Genomic DNA, 17,858 nt, shown 5'->3' on the forward strand with positions numbered 1-17,858 from the left:
CATGTCGATTCCCGCGCGCCACGTGCTGTACCCGGACGGCTGGTCCGATCACGGGCTGATCGCCCAGACGGACTGGGCGACCGGCTGCATCCGCTGGTTCGAGCGGCAGGAGGAGATCCTCGCGATCCAGCAGCGAGCGTCCGATCCCAGCACGGTCAGCGAGAGTGACTGGGAGCTGGTCGAAGCGAACGTGCACGAGGTCACGCATGTCCTGCAGATGGCCTCGACCGGCTTCGCCTTCACCGTCTCGCAGAACCTCTTCACGGTGGTCGAGTCCGCCGTCGAACAGTACGGCGATCTGGGCAGCGTCTTCGAGCACCGGGACGAGTTCACGCCGCGGATGGCGTCGGGCCTGACTGTCCTCGACCGGCCGGGGGACCGCGGACTCACCCCGCGCGCGATCCTGGAAAGTCTCGCCTTCATCCAGCAGAAGTTGCACGCCTACCGGGGGTTGACCCTGGCTGAGCTGATGTCCCTGGTCGACGACGGCGCGGCCGAGCACTCCTACCGATCCGCGTTCGACGTCGCGGTCGAGTACCTCGGTGACAGCGCGCCGAGGCTGTTCGTCCAGGCGGCGAACCTGGCCCTGTACACAGCCGAGCCGGAGACGGTTTTCATCCCCTTGCTGGCGGAGTTCGCGGCGAAGGCGTCGCGGACGAGTCTGCAGTCGAACCACCGGATCGGGACGGACCTGCTCGGCCGCCGGTACGCCGGGCTCGTGCTCGGCACCGCGGAAAGCCTGACCATGGCCGGGCACAGGCATCCGACCTTGGATCACCATGTGATGACGTTGTCGAGCCATGCCCGCCGGCAGGTCGGAGCCTACGCGGAGGTCTACTCGGCGCCGCTCAGCGAGGAGCTGCTCGGCGTGATCCAGCCGACGATGGCGTTCCCGCCCACCGAAACAGGACAGACGCCGATGATCTCCTCGCCCGCGGACCAGCGGATCGAGCAGGACGGCCGGAGCATGTCACTGTTCCGCTACTACCTCGCGGTGAGCGTGATCCTTCAGCAGAACCTGCCGGACCTCGCCTTCACCGAACCGGTGCCCACGCCCGAGGCGCAGGCTGTCGCAGCCCGGCCGATCGTGGAGCCCAGGGTCTCGCTGCTGCGCCTCACCGGGAACGACCTGCGCTCGGAGACGGAAGTGGCGGCGTGGTGTGCTGTGCTGGAGCGGCTGAGCGCCTCCCCGGAGTCCGCGCGGAGCAACCGGGGGATGGTGTTCGTGGAGTTCGTGGACGCCGACCTTGCCGACGCCGGCGTCCAGGCTTGTCTGCGGGCCTTCTTCGCGAGAGTTCCGCACCTGCTGTACTTCCTGGCGCAGGACGACGGCTATCTGGGCGAATCGTTGAGCTACGCCTGGGCCGCGTACGCCGCGGAGGATCAGGTCAGGATGCCCGACGGGCGGATCGGGGTGCGGCTGAACGAGCGAACCGTCGAGGTCGCCGTCCGGGTGGTGCGCGCCGCGGCTGACTTCGCGGAGCAGTTGGGTGAGGCGGGCACGACGATGCTGGTCCACCTGGAGGGTCTGCCGGTGGACGGAGCCGCGCAGATCCGCCGGCGGGTCTTCGGCGGCTGACGCTCGCCCGGCCTGGTGCTGCGGTGACCGCGTAGGGTGGCCGCATGCCGTTGACTTATCCGCTGGTGGAGCAGACTTTGGACAACGGGCTTCGCGTGGTGGTGAGCTCGGACCGCGCGGTGCCGATCGTGGCTGTGAACCTCTGGTACGACGTGGGATCGCGGCACGAGCCGCCGGGGCTGACCGGGTTCGCGCACCTGTTCGAGCACCTGATGTTCCAGGGCTCGCGGAACGTCGAGTCGGGACAGCACTTCTCCTTGCTGGAGTCGGCGGGGGCGAGTCTGAACGCGAGCACGTTCTTCGACCGGACGAACTACTTCGAGTCGTTGCCGAGTGGCGGCCTGGATCTGGCGTTGTGGCTCGAGGCGGACCGGATGGGCTTCCTGCTCGACGCGGTGAACCAGGAGAACCTGGACAACCAGCGCGACGTGGTCAAGGAGGAGAAGCGGCAGAGCTACGACAACCGGCCGTACGGTGACTCCTACGAGCGGCTGGTGCGGCTGATGTTCCCCGAGGGGCACCCGTACGCGCACATGACGATCGGGTCGATGGCGGATCTGGACGCCGCTTCGGTGGAGGACGTGCACGCGTTCTTCCGCAAGTACTACGGGCCGAACAACGCGGTCCTCACGATCGTCGGGGACGTCAGCGAGGACGACGCGTTCGACGCGGCGAAGAAGTACTTCGGGCACCTGCCCGCAATCCCGCAGCCGCCGGCCGCGCCGGACGGGACGATCGGGCCGCTGGACGGGGTGTTCCGTGACGACGTCGTCGACGACGTGCCGTCGGACCTCATCACGATGATGTTCCGGCTGCCGGTGGACGGGACGGCCGAGCTGGACGCGGCCGCGTTGGCGCTCGACGTGCTCGCGGGCGGGCAGAGCGGCCGGCTCAACCGGCGGCTGGTGCGGGACGAGCAGATCGCGCAGTCGGTGTCGGGTGGCGCGTTGCCGCTGATCGGCGGGGTGTCGTTCGGCACGCTGACCGGGATCGCCTCGGAGGGCGTGGACCTGCAGAAGGTCGAGGACGCCCTGCTCGAGGAGGTCGAGAAGCTCGCCGCCGACGGCGTCACCGAGGACGAGCTGGCCACCGCGCAGGCGCAGGCCGAGCGGGACTGGCTCGAGCAGCTCGCCACCTGCGCGGGCCGGGCGGACGAGATCTCCCACCACGCGCTGCTGTTCGGCGACCCGCACAAGATCAACACCCGGATCGACGAGATCCGCGCCGTCACCCCGGCGCAGGTGCGGCAGGCCGCGGCCGAGTGGATCCGGGCCGAGCGGCGGGCGCAGATCACCTACCGGCGACCGGCCGGCACCGAGGGAGAGGAGCAGGCATGAGCAGCCAGATCCTGACGACGCCGCCCGCCGTCGCGCCGCCGCGGCCGTGGACGTTCCCGGAGGCGACCAGTACGGCGACCCGGGCCGGGACGCCCGTGCACGTGTTCGACCGGCCCGGCCAGTACGTCGCCACCGTGCGGGTCACGATCGCGATGCCGCTGATCGCCGAACCGCGCGAGCTCGAGGGGGTCGCGACGATCATGTCCCGCACCCTCGACGAGGGCACCGAGCTGCGGTCGGCCAACGAGTTCGCCGCCGCCCTGGAGCGGCACGGCGCGGCGTACGGCGTGGACGTGAGCTCGGACGCGTTGCACGTGGAGATCTCGGTCCCCACCTCGCAGCTGGCCCCGGCGGTGAACCTGCTCGCCGAGGCGGTCACCCGGCCTGCCTTCAACCAGGCCGACGTCGGCCGGCACGTGACGATCCGGCTCGGGGAGATCAACCAGGAGCGGGCGAACGCGGGGTACCGGGCGCGGGAGGCGTTCGCGGGGCACCTGTTCGACGCCTCGACCCGGCGGTCCCGGCCGACCGCGGGGACGCCGGACACGATCCGCGCGCTCACCAACGCGGAGGTGGCCCGATTCTACCGGGAGAACATCGGTCCCGCCCGGGCGCAGATCCTGTTCGCGGGGGACGCGACCGGGGTCGACGCCGCCGGGATCATCGACGAGGCGTTCGGCGACTGGACCGCCGAGGCCGGACCGGTGCTGGAGGCACCGGAGCCGCTGTACCTGCTCGGCGACCGGATCGTGCTCGTGGACCGGCCCGGCTCGGTGCAGAGCCAGCTGCTGATCGGCTGCCCAGGCCCGGATCGGCGGGAGCCCGTGTGGGGCTCGGCCGCGGTCGCGAACCACGTCGTCGGCGGCACCATCACCTCCCGCGTGGACACCGTGCTGCGCGAGGAGAAGGGGTACACCTACGGCACCCGGTCGAGCTTCACCGCACCGCGCAAGGGCGGCATCTTCACCCTCGGCGGTTCGGTCCGGACCGAGGTGACCGGGGCCGCGGTCTCGGAGGCGCTGCGGATCCTGCTGGCGGCGCGGGACGGGCTGACCGAGCGCGAGGTGGGCGAGTCGAAGGACAACCTGATCCGGACCGCCCCGCTGCGGTACGAGCAGGCTGACTCGATCGCCCAGCAGGTCGGCAGCAACATCGCCGCCGGCGTCCCGCTCGACTTCGCCGACACGTACCTGGCCCAGATTGCGGCGACGACCGCGGCCACCGCCACCGAGGCGTACCGCCGCTACGTCGGAACCGACGGGCTGCTGGTCGTCGTCGTAGGGGAGGCCAAGGACGTCCGCGGTCAACTCGCCGAGTTGGGCGACGTCACCGAACTGAGCTGACGGGGTGACATCCTCTGCTCAGGACCGGGCCTGAGCAGAGGAGAACCCGCAGATGTCGTTCGGCGAGCGACCCCAGGACTACCCGCGGTACACCGACCGGCCCGCGGACCAGCAGCAGTACGGGCCACAGCAGCCGGTCCAGCAGTACGGGCACCAGCAGCAGTACGGGGCGTACCCGGTGCAGCCGGGGTTCCCGGACCAGCCCGCGTTCGGCGTGCTCAGGGACAACAGCAACGCCACGATCGCGCTCGTCCTCGGCCTGCTCGCGTTCGTCACCGCGCTGCTGATCCTGTCGCCGTTCGCGTGGTGGAAGGGCAGCCAGGCGCTGGCCGAGATCGACGCGGCGCCGGGGGTCTACAACAACCGCGGGATGGCGGTCGGCGGCCAGATCTGCGGCATCATCGGCACCGTCCTGCTCGGCCTGGTGGTGCTGTTCTTCGCCGTTCTGCTGATCTTTTTCATCGCCGCCTGACCTTTCTGACGGACAGTCGTTTGCTGGGAAAACCTGACAACGTGCGCCCTCTTCTGGACCAGGACCGGCTGACCTAGCGTGTCCGGCGTCACACTCACTTCAGGGAGGGGATCCGCTCGTGAGAGACGTCCGGAGAACGTTGTACGCGGCATCCGGTGCGATCGCACTGGTGACCGCGACACTCGCGGTGCCGGTCACCGCCGGCGCCGGGGTGTCCGGGGGAGACACCGAGTACCTGGTCCTGCTCGAGGCCGGCGCGAACCGTGCTCAGGCGGTCGCCGCGGTCGAAGCGGCCGGCGGCGAGGTGGTCAAGGAGAACACGAACCTGGGCACGCTGACCGTGCGCGCGGCCGAGACCGGGTTCACCGGCCGGGTGTCGGCCTCGTCAGCGATCGAGGGCGCCGCCCGCAGCCGCCCGATCGGCCAGCTGCCGCGGGCGAAGCGCAACGTGGTGGAGAAGGAGAACCTCGGCGCCGCCCGGAGTATCGGCAAGAAGGTTGCCAAGAGCACCGGGATGGACCCGCTCGACAGCCAGCTGTGGGGGCTGCGGATGGTCCGGTCCGACCTGGCCCGGCAGGTCCAGCCGGGCAAGCGCGCGGTCAAGGTCGGCATCCTCGACTCCGGGATCGACGCGCGCAACCCGGACATCGCGCCGAACTTCGACTGGAAGCTGTCCCGCAACTTCGCGCCCGACCTGCCCGAGGTGGACGGCGTCTGCGAGTTCCGCGGCTGTGTCGACCCGGTCGGCTGGGACGACAGCGGGCACGGTACCCACGTGGCCGGCACGATCGCGGCCGCGGCCAACGGGATCGGCGTCTCCGGGGTCGCCCCGAACGTCACGCTGGTCGAGATCCGCGGCGGCCAGGACAGCGGGTACGTGTTCCTCGGCCCGGTGGTGGACGCGCTCACGTACGCCGGTGACGTCGGGCTGGACGTGGTGAACATGTCCTTCTACGTCGACCCGTGGCTGTACAACTGCCGGAACAACCCGGCGGACAGCCCGGAGGCGCAGGCCGAGCAGCGTGCCACGATCCAGGTGATGCGGCGGGCGCTGAACTACGCGCACGACCACGGCGTCACGCTGGTCGGTTCGCTCGGCAACAACCACGAGGACCTCGGCAAGCCGCGGACCGACATCAGCAGCCCGGACTTCGGCGACGTCCCGCCGTACCCGCGCCCGATCGACAACGCGAGCTGCCTGGACCTGCCGGTCGAGGGCCCGCACGTGATCGGCGTGTCCGCGCTCGGCCCGTCGGCGAAGAAGGCGGACTACTCCAACTACGGGCTGGAGCAGATCGAGGTGTCGGCCCCGGGTGGCTGGTTCCGCGACTACTTCGGCACCCCGCAGTACCGGACCAACGAGAACCTGATCCTGTCGACGTACCCGGTGAACACCCTGCAGGTGGACGGGCTGGTCGACGCGGCCGGCAACATCACCGAGGCGGGGGTCGCCGGCGGCGTCCAGAAGCAGTGCCCGCCCGGCGTCACCGACTACACCCGCTGTGGGTACTACAACTGGCTGCAGGGCACCTCGATGGCCTCGCCGCACGCGACCGGTGTCGCGGCGCTGATCGTCAGCGAGTACGGCAAGAAGGGCAAGGGCAACTCGTTCGGGATGAACCCGGACAAGGTCGGCAAGGTGCTGATGGACACCGCGCAGGCCCGGGCCTGCCCGAACCCGCCGCTGCAGACCTACACGAACGAAGGGCGCGACCCGGAGTTCGACGCACTGTGTGAGGGCGGCCGGCAGTTCAACGGGTTCTACGGCCACGGCATCGTCGACGCGTACGCGGCGGTGACCAGGCGGAACTAGGACACGCTCCGGCTCCGGTCCGCAAGCACGCCCGGGCCTGGTCGCTCCCTGCAGCGACCGGGCCCGGGTCCGCGGCTCAGCCGGCGATGTAGTTCGAGAGCTGCTCGCGCTCGAACTCCAGCTCGCCGATGCGGGACTTGACCACGTCGCCGATGCTGACGATGCCGGTCAGCCGGTCGTCCACGACGACCGGCACGTGCCGGATCCGGCGGTCGGTCATCAGCCGCATCAGGTTGTCGATCAGGTCGTCGGGACCGCAGGTGTGCACCTCGGCCGTCATGATCGCGCTGACCAGGACATGGCCGGCGTCGGGAGTCCTGTGCAGCAGCCGGACCACGTCCCGCTCGGAGACGATGCCGGCCACGCTGCTGCCGTCCGCACTGACCACCAGGGCGCCGACGTTGTGTTCGGCTAGCAGGGCGAGCAGTTCGGTGACAGTGGCTTCGGGGGAGATGGTGACGACCTGATTGCCTTTGCCGCGCAGTACGTCGTTGATCTTCACGGAGCCTCCTGCTGGTTCGAGAGCCCAATACCCCAAGGTAGCGAAAACTGGCTCAGAGCGGCAGGTCTGACAGGTCTGGCAGAATGCGGATCGTGACCATCTTCCGCTCCGAGGGGCCATTCAGTGGCCGGTTTCCGTCACTGACGGTGACGAGGTGACCTGGCGCGACGACCTGGCCGTGCTTCGCCGGCGGGACGTCCGGGTGTTCGTCTCGGCCCGCTTCGTGTCCCTGCTGGGATCGTCCATCGCACCGATCGCGCTGGTGTTCGCCGTCCTCGACGTAGCGGACTCGGCGAGCGCCGTCGGCATCGTGCTGGCGGCCCGGAGCATCCCGAACGTGATCTTCCTGCTGATCGGCGGGGTGATCGCCGACCGGTTGCCGCGGCACCTGGTCCTGGTGGTCGACGCCCTCACCTTCCTGCTCGCGGCGTTCCTGCTGGCCCGATTGGCGCTGCCCCGGATCGAGCGGGTGCGGACGTCGGTCCTGCACGACCTGCGGGTCGGCTGGGGCGAGTTCGTGTCCCGGCAGTGGGTCTGGGTGATCGTGCTGGCCTTCGCGGTGCTGAACATGATCTTCACCGCCTGCTACAACACACTCGGCCCGGTGATCGCCGACGACACCTTCGGCCGGGCCGGCTGGGGCGCGGTGTCGGCCTGCTTCGGCGCCGGCCTGATCCTCGGCGGCGTGCTGATGATCCGGGTGAAGCCCCGGTACCCGCTGCGCGTCGGCATGCTCGGGGTGTTGCTCACGGCACCTATCTTCTTCTGTCTGGCCCTGGTTCCGAACGTGGTCGTGGTCGCCGCCGCGGCGTTCGTGGTCGGGATCGGCTTCGAGATGTTCGGTATCACCTGGGAGACCGCGCTCGGCCAGCAGATCCCGCTGGACAAGCTCTCCCGGGTCGCCTCCTACGACATGCTCGGCTCGTTCATCGCCAACCCCGTCGGCCAGCTCGCGGTCGGCTACGTGGCCGCCGTGATCTCCGCCAAGGCCGTCGAGCTCTACGGAGCCACGCTGCACATCGTCGTCGTCCTGGCCGCGCTGGCCGTCCCGTCCGTGTGGAAGCTGCAACGCCAGACCGACTGATCCCGCCGGAGAATGCCGTGGTGAGCGGCCAGTCTGGGTGGTGGCGGGGTTTTACGTCAAGAGCCCGGAAATAATCGGCGTGGATTAATTCCGGGGTCTTGACAGAAACCCGGCCGGACGCCGAGAGTCCTGCCATGGCCAAGGACACCGCCGGACCCCTGCGTCTGCTCCGTGAAACCCACGAGGAGCGGGTGCTGGCCGTGCTGCGGACCCAGGGTGCGATGACCCGCGCCCAGCTCGCCGAGCAGACCGGGTTGTCCCGGGCCACGTTGTCGTCGATCGTCCAGCACCTGCTGGCCGGTCAGGCGCTGACCGAGACCGGCGCCGAGGAGGGGGCGAGTCGCGGCCGCGGCCGTCCGGTCACGGTGCTGACCCTGAACCCGGGCGGCGGCCTGGCCGTCGGGATGGACCTGCAGCACCGGGCCGTCCAGGTCACCGTCGCCAACGTCGCGCACGAGATCGTCGCGTCGACCGGGATCGCCTGTTCCGAGCGCACCCCGTGGGCGCGCAGGATCGAGCTGGCGAGCGAGCTGGTCGAGTCGCTCGCCGCCGCCAACTCCCTGTCCCTGAAGGCGTTGGCGGGTGTGGGCGTCGGGGTCGTCGGCCCGGTCCCCGAGACCGGCGGCCACCCGGCCACTCCCGAGGACTCGCCAACACGGGCCCAGGGCAAGCAGAGCAAGACCCACAGCAGAGCGGCACGGAGCCGGCTGGTCCACGACGGGCTGGCCGAGCGGTTCGACGTGCCGGTCTACGTGGACAACAACACCCGGCTGGCCGCGCTCGGCGAGGCCATCTGGGGTGCCGCCGCGGGCCTGCAGAACGTGCTCTACCTGCGGCTGTCGTACGGCGTCGGCAGTGGGCTGGTGCTCGGCGGCCACCTGTTCTCCGGGGCGGGTGGCGCGGCCGGCGAGCTCGGCCACGTCAGCGTCGATCCCGAATGGCCGCCGTGCCCCTGCGGCGGTCGCGGCTGTCTGGAGCGGTACGTCTCGCTCGGTGCCGTGCTCGAGGAGTGCGGTTTCCGCCAGTTCGACGAGGTCCTGCGCCGGCTCGAGGACGGTGACGAGGCGGTCCGCTCGGTCATCGCGCGGGCGGGCGAGCGGATCGGTACCGTGCTCGCCGCCGCCTGCAACACCGTCAACCCCGAGATGGTGGTGATCGGCGGGGAGCTCGCGGCGGCAGGCGACGTACTGCTCGACCCGGTCCGCGACACCGTCCGCAAGCACACCCACAGCCAGGTCCGGCGCGGGCTGGAGATCACCCCCGCCACGCTTGGCCACGACGACGCGGCGCGCGGCGGTATCGCCCTCGTCCTGCGCCGCTCCGCCCTGCTGGCCGGTTACCCGGCCGCTCCCGCCGACCCCGCTTCCGGGGCGCGGTTCCACGACCTCGGCTGAGCCCTGCCCTGAGGAGGCACTCGCCATGAGCAACACATCCCCGACGTCCCGTCGCGCCTTCCTGCGGACCGCGGGCGGCGTCGCCCTCGGCATCCCGTTGCTGAGCGCCTGCACCGGTAGCGGCGAGAGCAGCCAGAGCGCCGGCGCCGACCCGAGCGACTCGGCCGCCGGTCCGGTGACGGTCACCTGGTGGGACCACTACCGGCCGCTGACCGAGCTGTTCGAGAAGAAGCTGTTCGTCGAGTACAAGAAGGACCACGGCAACGTCACCCTGCAACGCCGCCAGCTCGATCCGGCCGACCTCGGCCAGGCCCTGCAACTGGCGCGACGGAGCAACCAGTTGCCCGACGTGCACTCGACCGCCGGACTCGGCGGCAGCGCCGCGGCCCTGGTCACCAACGGCTGGTTCCAGCCGCTCGACGACCTGATCGACCTGGCGAACAACCCGCTCAAGGACTATCTGTACGACGGGATCCACCGGTTCGACGGCAAGGTGTACACGTTCCCGGTGTTCAGCGGGAACTGGCACGACTCGACCACCTGGGTGAACACCGCGCTGGTCAAGCGGGCCGGCCTGGACCCGGAGCAGTCGCCGAAGACCTGGGACGAGTACCGGGCCGCGATCCGCACCATCGACCAGAAGACACCCGACTCGGTGCACGGCCTGCTGCTGCCGATGAAGGACACCGACTACCTGGCCGGCAAGCTCAACGCGTTCGCCCAGATGGCCGGTGCTCCCGGGCAGACGGACTGGAAGACCGGCGAGACGATCGTTGCCACCGACCCCTTCTTCGAGGCGATGGAGTTCCTGCTCGCCCTGCAGAAGGACGGCGTACTGCACCCCGCGTCGTCCTCCCTCGGACCGCGGGACGCCCGGGCGCGGTGGGCCGCCGGAGAGGCCGCCTTGTTCGCATGGGGTCCGTGGTTCATCGGTGGGCTGATGGTCGAGGAGTCGCCCGCGGTCAAGCGCGGGATCTCGGCCTGGCAGATCCCGGCCCCGACCGCGCAGCGCGGCATCGTGTACGTGTCCCCGTCGCCGGGCTCGTTCTTCGTGTCCGACCAGGCCAAGAACCCGAAGGTCGCGGCCGACGTGATGGCACGGATGACGACGCCCGAGTTCGCCGCCCAGCTGGCCACCCGGATGGACCAGCCGCCGATCCTGACCGACGCGGTGGCCAAGGCCGAGGTGCACCCGGCGTACCGGAAGAACGTCGAGTTCTTCCAGCAGGACGTGCGGATCGCCCCGGTTCCGGAGGTCCGCAACGCCGGGGTCGCCAAGGTGCTGGCCGAGATGCGGGACGTGCACCCGAGCCCGGGCGAGATCGTCCAGGCCGTGCTCACCGGGTCGACGAAGGACTACAAGGCGGCCCTGAAGCAGTACGCCGACAAGGCGACCGCCGAGCGGAAGCGCGCGATCGACGCGGCCAAGAAGAAGGGCGCCGAGGTGAGCGACGCCGACTGGGTGTTCGACAACTGGCAGCCCGGCCAGGACTATACCCAGTCCTCGTACAAGTGACGGGGGAAGCCAAGTGACCGCGACGACGACCGCGCCACCCCGGCCGCGGAAGCCGCCCGCCCGTTCGTCCGGACCGCCGAAACGCCCGGTCTGGAAGCGGATGCGGGACGACTGGTGGATCTACCTGTTCCTGTTGCCGACCGTGGTCGGGTACGGGCTCTACACCGTGTACCCGCTGGTGGCGAGCTGGTGGTACGCGTTCCTGGACTGGCCCGGCTTCTCGGACCGGGGCACGTTCATCGGGCTGGCGAACTTCGAGCTGCTCTGGGCCGACGACCTGTTCTGGAACTCCTTCGTGAACTCGATGGTGTTCCTGGCCCTCGCGGTGCCGCTCCGGGTCGGCCTGGCGCTGCTGCTCGCGATCGTGCTGAACCGGAGGTCCACGCCGTTCCGCGGACTGTTCCGGACCCTGCTGTTCCTGCCGGTGGTGACGACCGGGGCGATCGTCGGGATCGTGTTCACGTTGATCCTGGACGCCGGCGGCCCGGTCAACCTGGCGCTGGTGAAGTCGTCGCTGGTGGACAGCCCGGTGGACTTCCTCGGCTCGTCCGGGTTGTCGCTGTACAGCGTGATCGGCGTCTGGGTGTGGAAGTGGCTGGGGATCACGCTGATCTACTGGCTGGCCGCGCTGCAGACGATCCCGAACGAGCTCTACGAGGCCGCCCGGATGGACGGGGCCGGGAACTGGAAGGAGTTCCGGTATGTGACGTTGCCGCTGCTGCTGCCGTTCCTGGTGGTGATCACGCTGATCGACATGGTCGGGGCGCTGAACGTGTTCGACCTGGTGGTGACGCTGACCGGCGGTGGGCCCGCGTTCTCGTCCGAGGTGGTCGAGGTGTACATCTACCGGACCGCGTTCGGTGCGACCGTGCCGCAGCTGGGCTACGCGTCCGCGGCCGCCGTGCTGTTCGGCCTGCTCACGATGGTGCTCGCGGTCGGCCAGGCGGTCGGCATCCGGGCGGCCCGGAAGGCGATGCCATGACCGCGACCAGAAGTTCCCGCTGGCTGATCGGTACCGGGCTCGCGCTGCTCTGCGCGGTGTGGATCTACCCGTTCCTGTGGCTGGTCTCCGGCTCGCTGAAGACCAACCCGGAGATCTTCGGCAAGGGGCTCGACCTGTTGCCCGAGGCACCGGTCTGGGAGAACTACAGCCGGGCCTGGTCCGAGGTCGGGTTCTCCTCCTACATGCTGAACACGGTGCTGATCACCTTCGGCACGGTGGCGCTGGTGATCCTGCGCAGCGCGCTCGCCGGGTACGTGCTCGGCCGGTACGACTTCGTCGGCAAGAAGGTGCTGATCGGGATCTTCCTGGTCACCTTCTTCCTGCCCGAGGGGTACACGATCATCCCGGTCACCCAGCTGACCGACATGTTCGGCCTGCTGAACTCGCATCTCGGCGTGATCCTCGGTCTCGGCGCCGGCGGTCACGCGGCGGCGACGCTGCTGTACGCCGGGTTCTTCCGGACCATCCCGAAGGACCTGGAGGAGTCGGCCCGGATGGACGGCGCCGGGCCGCTGACGATCTTCTTCCGGATCATGCTGCCGCTGGCCAAGCCGATCACGGTGAGCGTGTTCATCCTGCAGTTCCTGGCCGCCTGGAACGCGTACCTGCTGCCGCTGGTGTTCACCCTCAGCCACCCGGACCTGCGCACGCTCGCGGTCGGCATGTCCGCGTTCGTCGGCGAGAACGACACCGACTGGGCCGGGATGGCGGCGGCCGCGGTGCTGTCGCTGGCGCCGGTGGTCGCGGTGTTCGTCGTGCTGCAGCGGCAGTTCGTCGAGAGCCTGGCCGGCGCGGTGAAGCAATGACCCCTACGACTGGAGACGTGGTGCCCTCGAACATCCTGCTGTTGATGACGGACCAGCACCGGCTGGACACCCTGGGCTGCTACGGCAACCAGGTGTGCCGGACGCCGAACCTGGACGCCCTCGCCGCCGGCGGCACCCGATTCACCCACGGTTTCACCCCGACCGCCATCTGCACGCCGTCCCGGGCGACGCTCCAGACCGGGGTCCTGCCGTACCAGCACACGCTGCTGGCCAACTACGAGCGCAACGTCGGGTACCGCGAGGAGCTGGACGAGGACGAGTACCCGCCGTTCTCCCGGTACCTCGGCGCGGCCGGGTACCAGCTCGGCCATGTCGGGAAGTGGCACGTCGGCAAGGTGAAGGGGCCGCGGGACTTCGGGTACGACGGCGAGCACTACGCCGGCTGGGGCAACGCGGTCGACCACCCGGACTACCTGCAGTACCTCGCGGAGCACGGGTACCCGCCCTTCGAGGTACGCTCGCCGGTCCGCGGCACGTTCGCGAACGGGGAACCCGGCAACCTTCTCGGCGGCATCCTGGACCAGCCGGTGGAGGCGACGTTCGAGTACTTCCTGGCCGAGCGGACGATCGAGCGGCTGCGCGCGTACGCCGAGGACGGCCGGCCGTTCTACCTGACCTGCAACTGGTTCGGGCCGCACCTGCCGTACCTGCTGCCCGAGTCGTACTACCGGATGTACGACCCGGACGAGATCGAGCTGCCGGTGTCGGTCGCGGAGACGTTCGCGGACAAGCCGAAGGTCCAGCAGCACTACTCGTCGCACTGGACCTTCGACAGCGTCGGCCCGGACCGCTGGCGCGAGCTGATCGCGGCGTACTGGGGCTACGTGACCCTGATCGACGAGCAGATCGGCCGGGTCCTCGCAGTCGTCGACGAGCTCGGCCTGGCCGACGACACCGCGGTGTTCTTCACCGCCGACCACGGGGAGTTCACCGGGTCGCACCGGCTGCACGACAAGGGCCCGGCGATGTACGACGACATCTACCGGATCCCCTTCCTGGCCAAGGTTCCGGGGTCGCCGGCCGGTGTGGTCGAGGACGGGTTCGTGACTCTGACCGACCTCACCCCGACCTTCCTGGAACTCGCCGGGCTGGACGTCCCGGAGTACTACCAGGGCCGGTCGTTGCTGCCGCTGGTCGCGGGGGAGCGGCCGGGGGACTGGCCGGCCGAGGTGACCGCGGAGTTCCACGGGCACCACTTCCCGTACCCGCAACGGATGATCCGCACCGACCGGTACAAGCTGGTCGTCAACCCCGCCGACCGGAACGAGCTGTACGACCTGCGGCTGGATCCGCACGAGCTGCAGAACCGGTACGAGCACCCCGAGCTGGCCGAGGTCCGCCGGGAGCTGATGGGCCGGTTGTACGCGATCCTGCGGGACCGCGGCGACAACTTCTACCACTGGATGACGTCGATGTTCGAAGTCGGCGCGAAGACCTACGACACCACGCTGAGCGCGCTGGACAAGGAGAGTTCGCACCCGTGACCGCCACCATCGACATCCGCCGGAACCACCGCAGCAGCATCGACCCGATGATCTACGGGCACTTCCTGGAGTCCGCCTTCTTCGGCAACATCGACGGCGGCGTCTTCGACGAGGGGTCCGCCCTGTCCTTCGACGATCCCGGCGCGCGCAACGGGCTGCGCCGCGACGTCGCCAAGCTCTGCCGCGAACTCGGGCTGCCGATCGTCCGCTGGCCGGGCGGCAACTTCACCTCGCCGTACCACTGGGAGGACGGCGTCGGTCCGCGGGAGCGCCGCCCGCGCCGGCTCGAGCTGGCCTGGGGCGAGGAGGAGAGCAACCACTTCGGCACCGACGAGTTCCTCGCCTGGTGCGCCGAGGTCGGCACCGAGCCGTACCTCGCGCACAGCTGCCGGGACGTGGACGAGGCGGTGCGCTGGGTCGAGTACACGAACTACGGCGGCGACACCGAGTACACCCGGCAGCGCGCCGCCAACGGGCACCCCGACCCGTACGGGGTGAAGTACTGGGGCCTGGGCAACGAGGTGTACGGGCGCTGGCAGATGGGCTATCGCAGCGCCGCCGCGTACGCCGCCGACGCGACCGAGCACGCGCGGTTCATGCGGTCCGTGGACCCGTCGCTGAAGTTCATCGGGGTCGGGCTGACCGACGACCGGCAGGGCTGGACCGAGGAGGTGCTGAAGGCGGTCGGCGACCAGCTGGAGTACTTGTCGTTCCACCTCTACGGCGCGACCACGCAGTCCGTGGACGGCGACGCGGAGTACGAGGCGATCGTTGCGCAGTCGCTGTACTTCGAGCAGGAAATCGCCCAGTACTCCGCATACGTGGCGGAGCTGGCCGCGAAGCACGGGGTCAAGCGGCCGCTCGGCCTGGCCCTGGACGAGTGGAACATCCGGCACGTCGAACCGAACAGCTGGCCGGCTCCCGAGGCGTCCAACGACGGCGGCACGATCGAGCGGGACGTGGACGGCCTCCCGACCGACAAGTGTCACCGGGTGAACCGGTGGGACCCGCGGACCCTCGCGGACGCGCTGTTCTACGCCGGGGTGTTCCACGCGATGCACCGGGCGAGTGGGAACGACGTCCCGGTCACCATGGCGAACACGGTGAACCTGCTGAACGCCAACGGTGTCGTGGTCGCCCGTCCGGATGGAGCGGTGCGGGCGGTGACGTACCACGTGTGGGACCTGTACCAGAACCACCTCGGCCCGGTGGCGTTGACCGCGGACGTACGGTCCTCGGCGCGGCTGGCCTCGGTACGCCAGGGCGACGACCGGGACCACCAGGGCGGCTTCCAGGTACGCAATGCGACTGTGCCCGACCTGGACGTGTCCGCGACGCAGACCGAGGACGGCAAGTCCCTGCGGCTCGCGGTGATCAACCGGCACCGTACGGACGCGGTTCGTGCGGAGCTGTCCCTCGACGGGCGTGCGGAAGCCCTGCCGACGCGGGCCGCGGTCCGGGATCTCGGCGCCGACGTGGACGACGTGCTCGCCTCGAACAGCCTCAGTGCCCCGGACCGGGTGGCGCTGCGGGATCGTGGTGTGGTCGAGTTGGCGGAGGCGGCGTACGAGTTCCCGCCGCACAGCATCACGTTGTTGTCGTTCGACCTGTAGGAGGTTCGTCCATGGAGGGCTGCTGCGCTCCCGCACGCGCCGGCGCCGGGACCACCCCGGAGCCGGTGACCATCGCCGCCTCGACGGGTGGCGTCGAGATCCCGCGGGTACGGATCGAGGCCGGCACCTTCCGGATGGGCACGGACGACGCGGACGGGTTCCCGGCCGACGGGGAGGGACCCGTCCGCGAGATCAGCCTCGACGCCTTCGAGCTCGGGGTCACCTCGGTCACCAACGCGCAGTACGCCGCGTTCGTCGAGGACACGCAGTACGTGACAGAGGCGGAGCGGTTCGGCTGGAGCTTCGTCTTCGCCGGCTTCCTGCCCGCCGCGATCCGCAAGGTCAGCCAACGACCCGAGTCGACGCCGTGGTGGTGCGGTGTCGAGGGCGCGCTGTGGAACCACCCGGAGGGTCCGCAGTCCGACCTGAGCGGGCGGGAGGACCACCCGGTCGTGCACGTCTCGTGGGCGGACGCGGTGGCCTTCTGTACCTGGGCCGGTGGCCGCCTCCCGACCGAGGCCGAGTGGGAGCGAGCGGCCCGCGGCGGACTCGACCAGGCCCGCTTCCCGTGGGGCGACGAGCTCACCCCGGACGGCGACCACCGGTGCAACATCTGGCAGGGCACGTTCCCCACCAAGAACACGCTCGACGACGGCCACCGCGGGACGGCGCCGGTCCGCACGTACCCGCCGAACGCCTTCGGCCTGTACGAGGTGGTCGGCAACGTGTGGGAGTGGACCGCGGACTGGTGGTCCACCGACCACACCGGCCCCCGGCACAACCCGACCGGTCCCCGCCGCGGCGAGAACCGGGTGATGCGCGGCGGCTCGTACCTGTGCCACCACTCGTACTGCAACCGCTACCGGGTGGCCGCACGCTCCAGCAACGAACCGACCAGCAGCTCGGGGAACCAGGGCTTCCGGATCGCCTGGTAGACGACCTGGTAGGTCAGCTGTCGGCGAGGCGGGCCAGGACCTCGTCGTGCAGCCGGCCGTTGGTGGCGACCGCGTTCGGGCCGTTCGGGCCCGGCTCACCGTCGACCGAGGTGAAGCGGCCGCCGGCCTCCTCGACGATGACGGCCAGCGCGGCCATGTCGTACAGGTTGAGCTCGGGCTCGGCGGCGATGTCGACGGCGCCCTCGGCGACCAGCATGTACGACCAGAAGTCGCCGTACGCCCTGGTCCGCCAGCAGGCGTCCATCAGGCCGGCCCACTGGTCCTTCTTGCCGAGCTTCTCCCAGCCGGTCAGCGAGGAGTACGACAGGGACGCGTCGTCCAGCTTCGCGACGTCGCTGACCCGGCACGGCTGGGCCGACATCAACGCGCGGCCGGTCCACGCGCCGTCGCCGTACGACGCCCACCAGCGGCGGCCGAGGGCAGGTGCGCTGACGACGCCGACGACGACCTGGTCCTCGATCATCAGGCTGATCAGCGTCGCCCAGACCGGGACGCCGCGGATGTAGTTCTTGGTGCCGTCGATCGGGTCGACCACCCAGCGGCGCGCGCTCCAGCCGGTGGTGCCCTCCTCCTCGCCGACGAACGCGTCCCGCGGCCGGGCCCGGGACAGCGTCCGGCGCATCACGTCCTCGACCTTCTTGTCGGACTCGCTCACCGGCGTCATGTCCGGCTTGGTCGCCACATGCAGGTCCTGCGCCTTGTACCGGTCCATCGCGATGGAGTCCGCGTCGTCGGCCAGGATGTGCGCGAGCCGGAGGTCGTCGGTGTGCGAAGGCATGCCGGAAGGCTACCCGCGCAAAGGGTGCCGCGTCCGCCCGGTCCACCCAAGTCGCGCCGCGCCGGCCAAGGTTGCGGGTCGGTTGCGGCTCGAATTGAACCATCCGTGGTGATTGAACGTGCAGTTAGTGTCAGGCAGTACCCCACAGACGGGCTGC

15 protein-coding genes are annotated in these 17,858 nt (G+C 70.0%); 13 read left to right on the forward strand and 2 right to left on the reverse strand.

What is annotated here, in order from left to right; all coding sequences use genetic code 11:
• The first annotated feature begins 1 nt into the window (after position 1).
• The 5 genes from FB561_RS31415 to FB561_RS31435 all read left to right on the forward strand — a co-directional run bounded on the left by FB561_RS31415 (position 2) and on the right by FB561_RS31435 (position 6,544).
• Positions 2-1,579: a hypothetical protein gene (locus FB561_RS31415; RefSeq protein ID WP_145813675.1), complete on the forward strand. Its 1,578-nt coding sequence runs from the start codon at positions 2-4 to the stop codon at positions 1,577-1,579.
• 44 nt (positions 1,580-1,623) lie between these two features.
• Positions 1,624-2,916 (forward strand): M16 family metallopeptidase, encoded by a 1,293-nt coding sequence (locus tag FB561_RS31420; RefSeq protein WP_145813676.1) that lies wholly within the window; start codon positions 1,624-1,626, stop codon positions 2,914-2,916.
• On the forward strand, positions 2,913-4,259 hold the full coding sequence (locus FB561_RS31425) for a M16 family metallopeptidase (protein ID WP_145813677.1): 1,347 nt from the start codon (positions 2,913-2,915) through the stop codon (positions 4,257-4,259). Before FB561_RS31420 ends, FB561_RS31425 begins: the two co-directional genes overlap by 4 nt.
• Before the next feature lie 52 nt (positions 4,260-4,311).
• Positions 4,312-4,731, forward strand: coding sequence for a DUF4190 domain-containing protein (locus tag FB561_RS31430; RefSeq protein WP_145813678.1), 420 nt, complete (start codon positions 4,312-4,314; stop codon positions 4,729-4,731).
• A 169-nt stretch (positions 4,732-4,900) separates the two neighbouring features.
• Complete coding sequence (locus FB561_RS31435; protein WP_238335241.1) at positions 4,901-6,544, forward strand: S8 family serine peptidase; 1,644 nt, start codon at positions 4,901-4,903, stop codon at positions 6,542-6,544.
• A gap of 76 nt (positions 6,545-6,620) precedes the next feature.
• Here the strand turns inward: FB561_RS31435 and FB561_RS31440 are convergent, their stop codons facing one another.
• The gene (locus FB561_RS31440; protein WP_145813680.1) at positions 6,621-7,046 is read right to left on the reverse strand and encodes a CBS domain-containing protein; all 426 of its coding nucleotides are present in this window, start codon (positions 7,044-7,046) and stop codon (positions 6,621-6,623) included.
• A 154-nt stretch (positions 7,047-7,200) separates the two neighbouring features.
• Here FB561_RS31440 and FB561_RS31445 point away from each other — a divergent pair, with 154 nt between their 5' ends.
• From FB561_RS31445 to FB561_RS31480, 8 genes are all read left to right on the forward strand, one after another.
• Entirely contained in the window at positions 7,201-8,130 is a 930-nt protein-coding gene (locus tag FB561_RS31445) for an MFS transporter (RefSeq protein WP_145813681.1), read from the forward strand.
• Between the two features lie 134 nt (positions 8,131-8,264).
• Entirely contained in the window at positions 8,265-9,524 is a 1,260-nt protein-coding gene (locus tag FB561_RS31450; protein ID WP_145813682.1) for an ROK family transcriptional regulator, read from the forward strand.
• Between the two features lie 25 nt (positions 9,525-9,549).
• Entirely contained in the window at positions 9,550-11,040 is a 1,491-nt protein-coding gene (locus tag FB561_RS31455; protein ID WP_145813683.1) for an ABC transporter substrate-binding protein, read from the forward strand.
• A gap of 13 nt (positions 11,041-11,053) precedes the next feature.
• Entirely contained in the window at positions 11,054-12,022 is a 969-nt protein-coding gene (locus FB561_RS31460) for a carbohydrate ABC transporter permease (RefSeq protein WP_145813684.1), read from the forward strand.
• Complete coding sequence (locus FB561_RS31465; RefSeq protein WP_145813685.1) at positions 12,019-12,849, forward strand: carbohydrate ABC transporter permease; 831 nt, start codon at positions 12,019-12,021, stop codon at positions 12,847-12,849. Before FB561_RS31460 ends, FB561_RS31465 begins: the two co-directional genes overlap by 4 nt.
• Positions 12,846-14,354, forward strand: a complete 1,509-nt coding sequence (locus tag FB561_RS31470) for a sulfatase family protein (protein ID WP_145813686.1) — start codon at positions 12,846-12,848, stop codon at positions 14,352-14,354. Before FB561_RS31465 ends, FB561_RS31470 begins: the two co-directional genes overlap by 4 nt.
• Positions 14,351-15,967 carry an alpha-L-arabinofuranosidase C-terminal domain-containing protein gene (locus tag FB561_RS31475; protein ID WP_238335242.1) on the forward strand — a complete coding sequence of 539 codons (1,617 nt, stop codon included), beginning with the start codon at positions 14,351-14,353 and terminating at the stop codon, positions 15,965-15,967. Before FB561_RS31470 ends, FB561_RS31475 begins: the two co-directional genes overlap by 4 nt.
• Positions 15,968-15,978: 11 nt before the next feature.
• Positions 15,979-16,902 (forward strand): formylglycine-generating enzyme family protein, encoded by a 924-nt coding sequence (locus FB561_RS31480; protein WP_145813687.1) that lies wholly within the window; start codon positions 15,979-15,981, stop codon positions 16,900-16,902.
• A 13-nt stretch (positions 16,903-16,915) separates the two neighbouring features.
• Here the strand turns inward: FB561_RS31480 and hisN are convergent, their stop codons facing one another.
• Entirely contained in the window at positions 16,916-17,701 is a 786-nt protein-coding gene (gene hisN, locus FB561_RS31485) for a histidinol-phosphatase (protein ID WP_145813688.1), read from the reverse strand.
• Positions 17,702-17,858 lie beyond the last annotated feature (157 nt).

Source organism: Kribbella amoyensis (assembly GCF_007828865.1).
GTDB lineage: Bacteria > Actinomycetota > Actinomycetes > Propionibacteriales > Kribbellaceae > Kribbella > Kribbella amoyensis.

Excerpts from the sequence above, each read along its gene's own strand:
- FB561_RS31455 (WP_145813683.1), top strand. The coding sequence starts at position 9,550 with ATGAGCAACACATCCCCGACGTCCCGTCGCGCCTTCCTGCGGACCGCG.
- FB561_RS31480 (WP_145813687.1), top strand. The coding sequence starts at position 15,979 with ATGGAGGGCTGCTGCGCTCCCGCACGCGCCGGCGCCGGGACCACCCCG.
- hisN (WP_145813688.1), bottom strand. The coding sequence starts at position 17,701 with ATGCCTTCGCACACCGACGACCTCCGGCTCGCGCACATCCTGGCCGAC.
- FB561_RS31470 (WP_145813686.1), top strand. The coding sequence starts at position 12,846 with ATGACCCCTACGACTGGAGACGTGGTGCCCTCGAACATCCTGCTGTTG.
- FB561_RS31425 (WP_145813677.1), top strand. The coding sequence starts at position 2,913 with ATGAGCAGCCAGATCCTGACGACGCCGCCCGCCGTCGCGCCGCCGCGG.
- FB561_RS31415 (WP_145813675.1), top strand. The coding sequence starts at position 2 with ATGTCGATTCCCGCGCGCCACGTGCTGTACCCGGACGGCTGGTCCGAT.
- FB561_RS31420 (WP_145813676.1), top strand. The coding sequence starts at position 1,624 with ATGCCGTTGACTTATCCGCTGGTGGAGCAGACTTTGGACAACGGGCTT.
- FB561_RS31450 (WP_145813682.1), top strand. The coding sequence starts at position 8,265 with ATGGCCAAGGACACCGCCGGACCCCTGCGTCTGCTCCGTGAAACCCAC.
- FB561_RS31465 (WP_145813685.1), top strand. The coding sequence starts at position 12,019 with ATGACCGCGACCAGAAGTTCCCGCTGGCTGATCGGTACCGGGCTCGCG.
- FB561_RS31430 (WP_145813678.1), top strand. The coding sequence starts at position 4,312 with ATGTCGTTCGGCGAGCGACCCCAGGACTACCCGCGGTACACCGACCGG.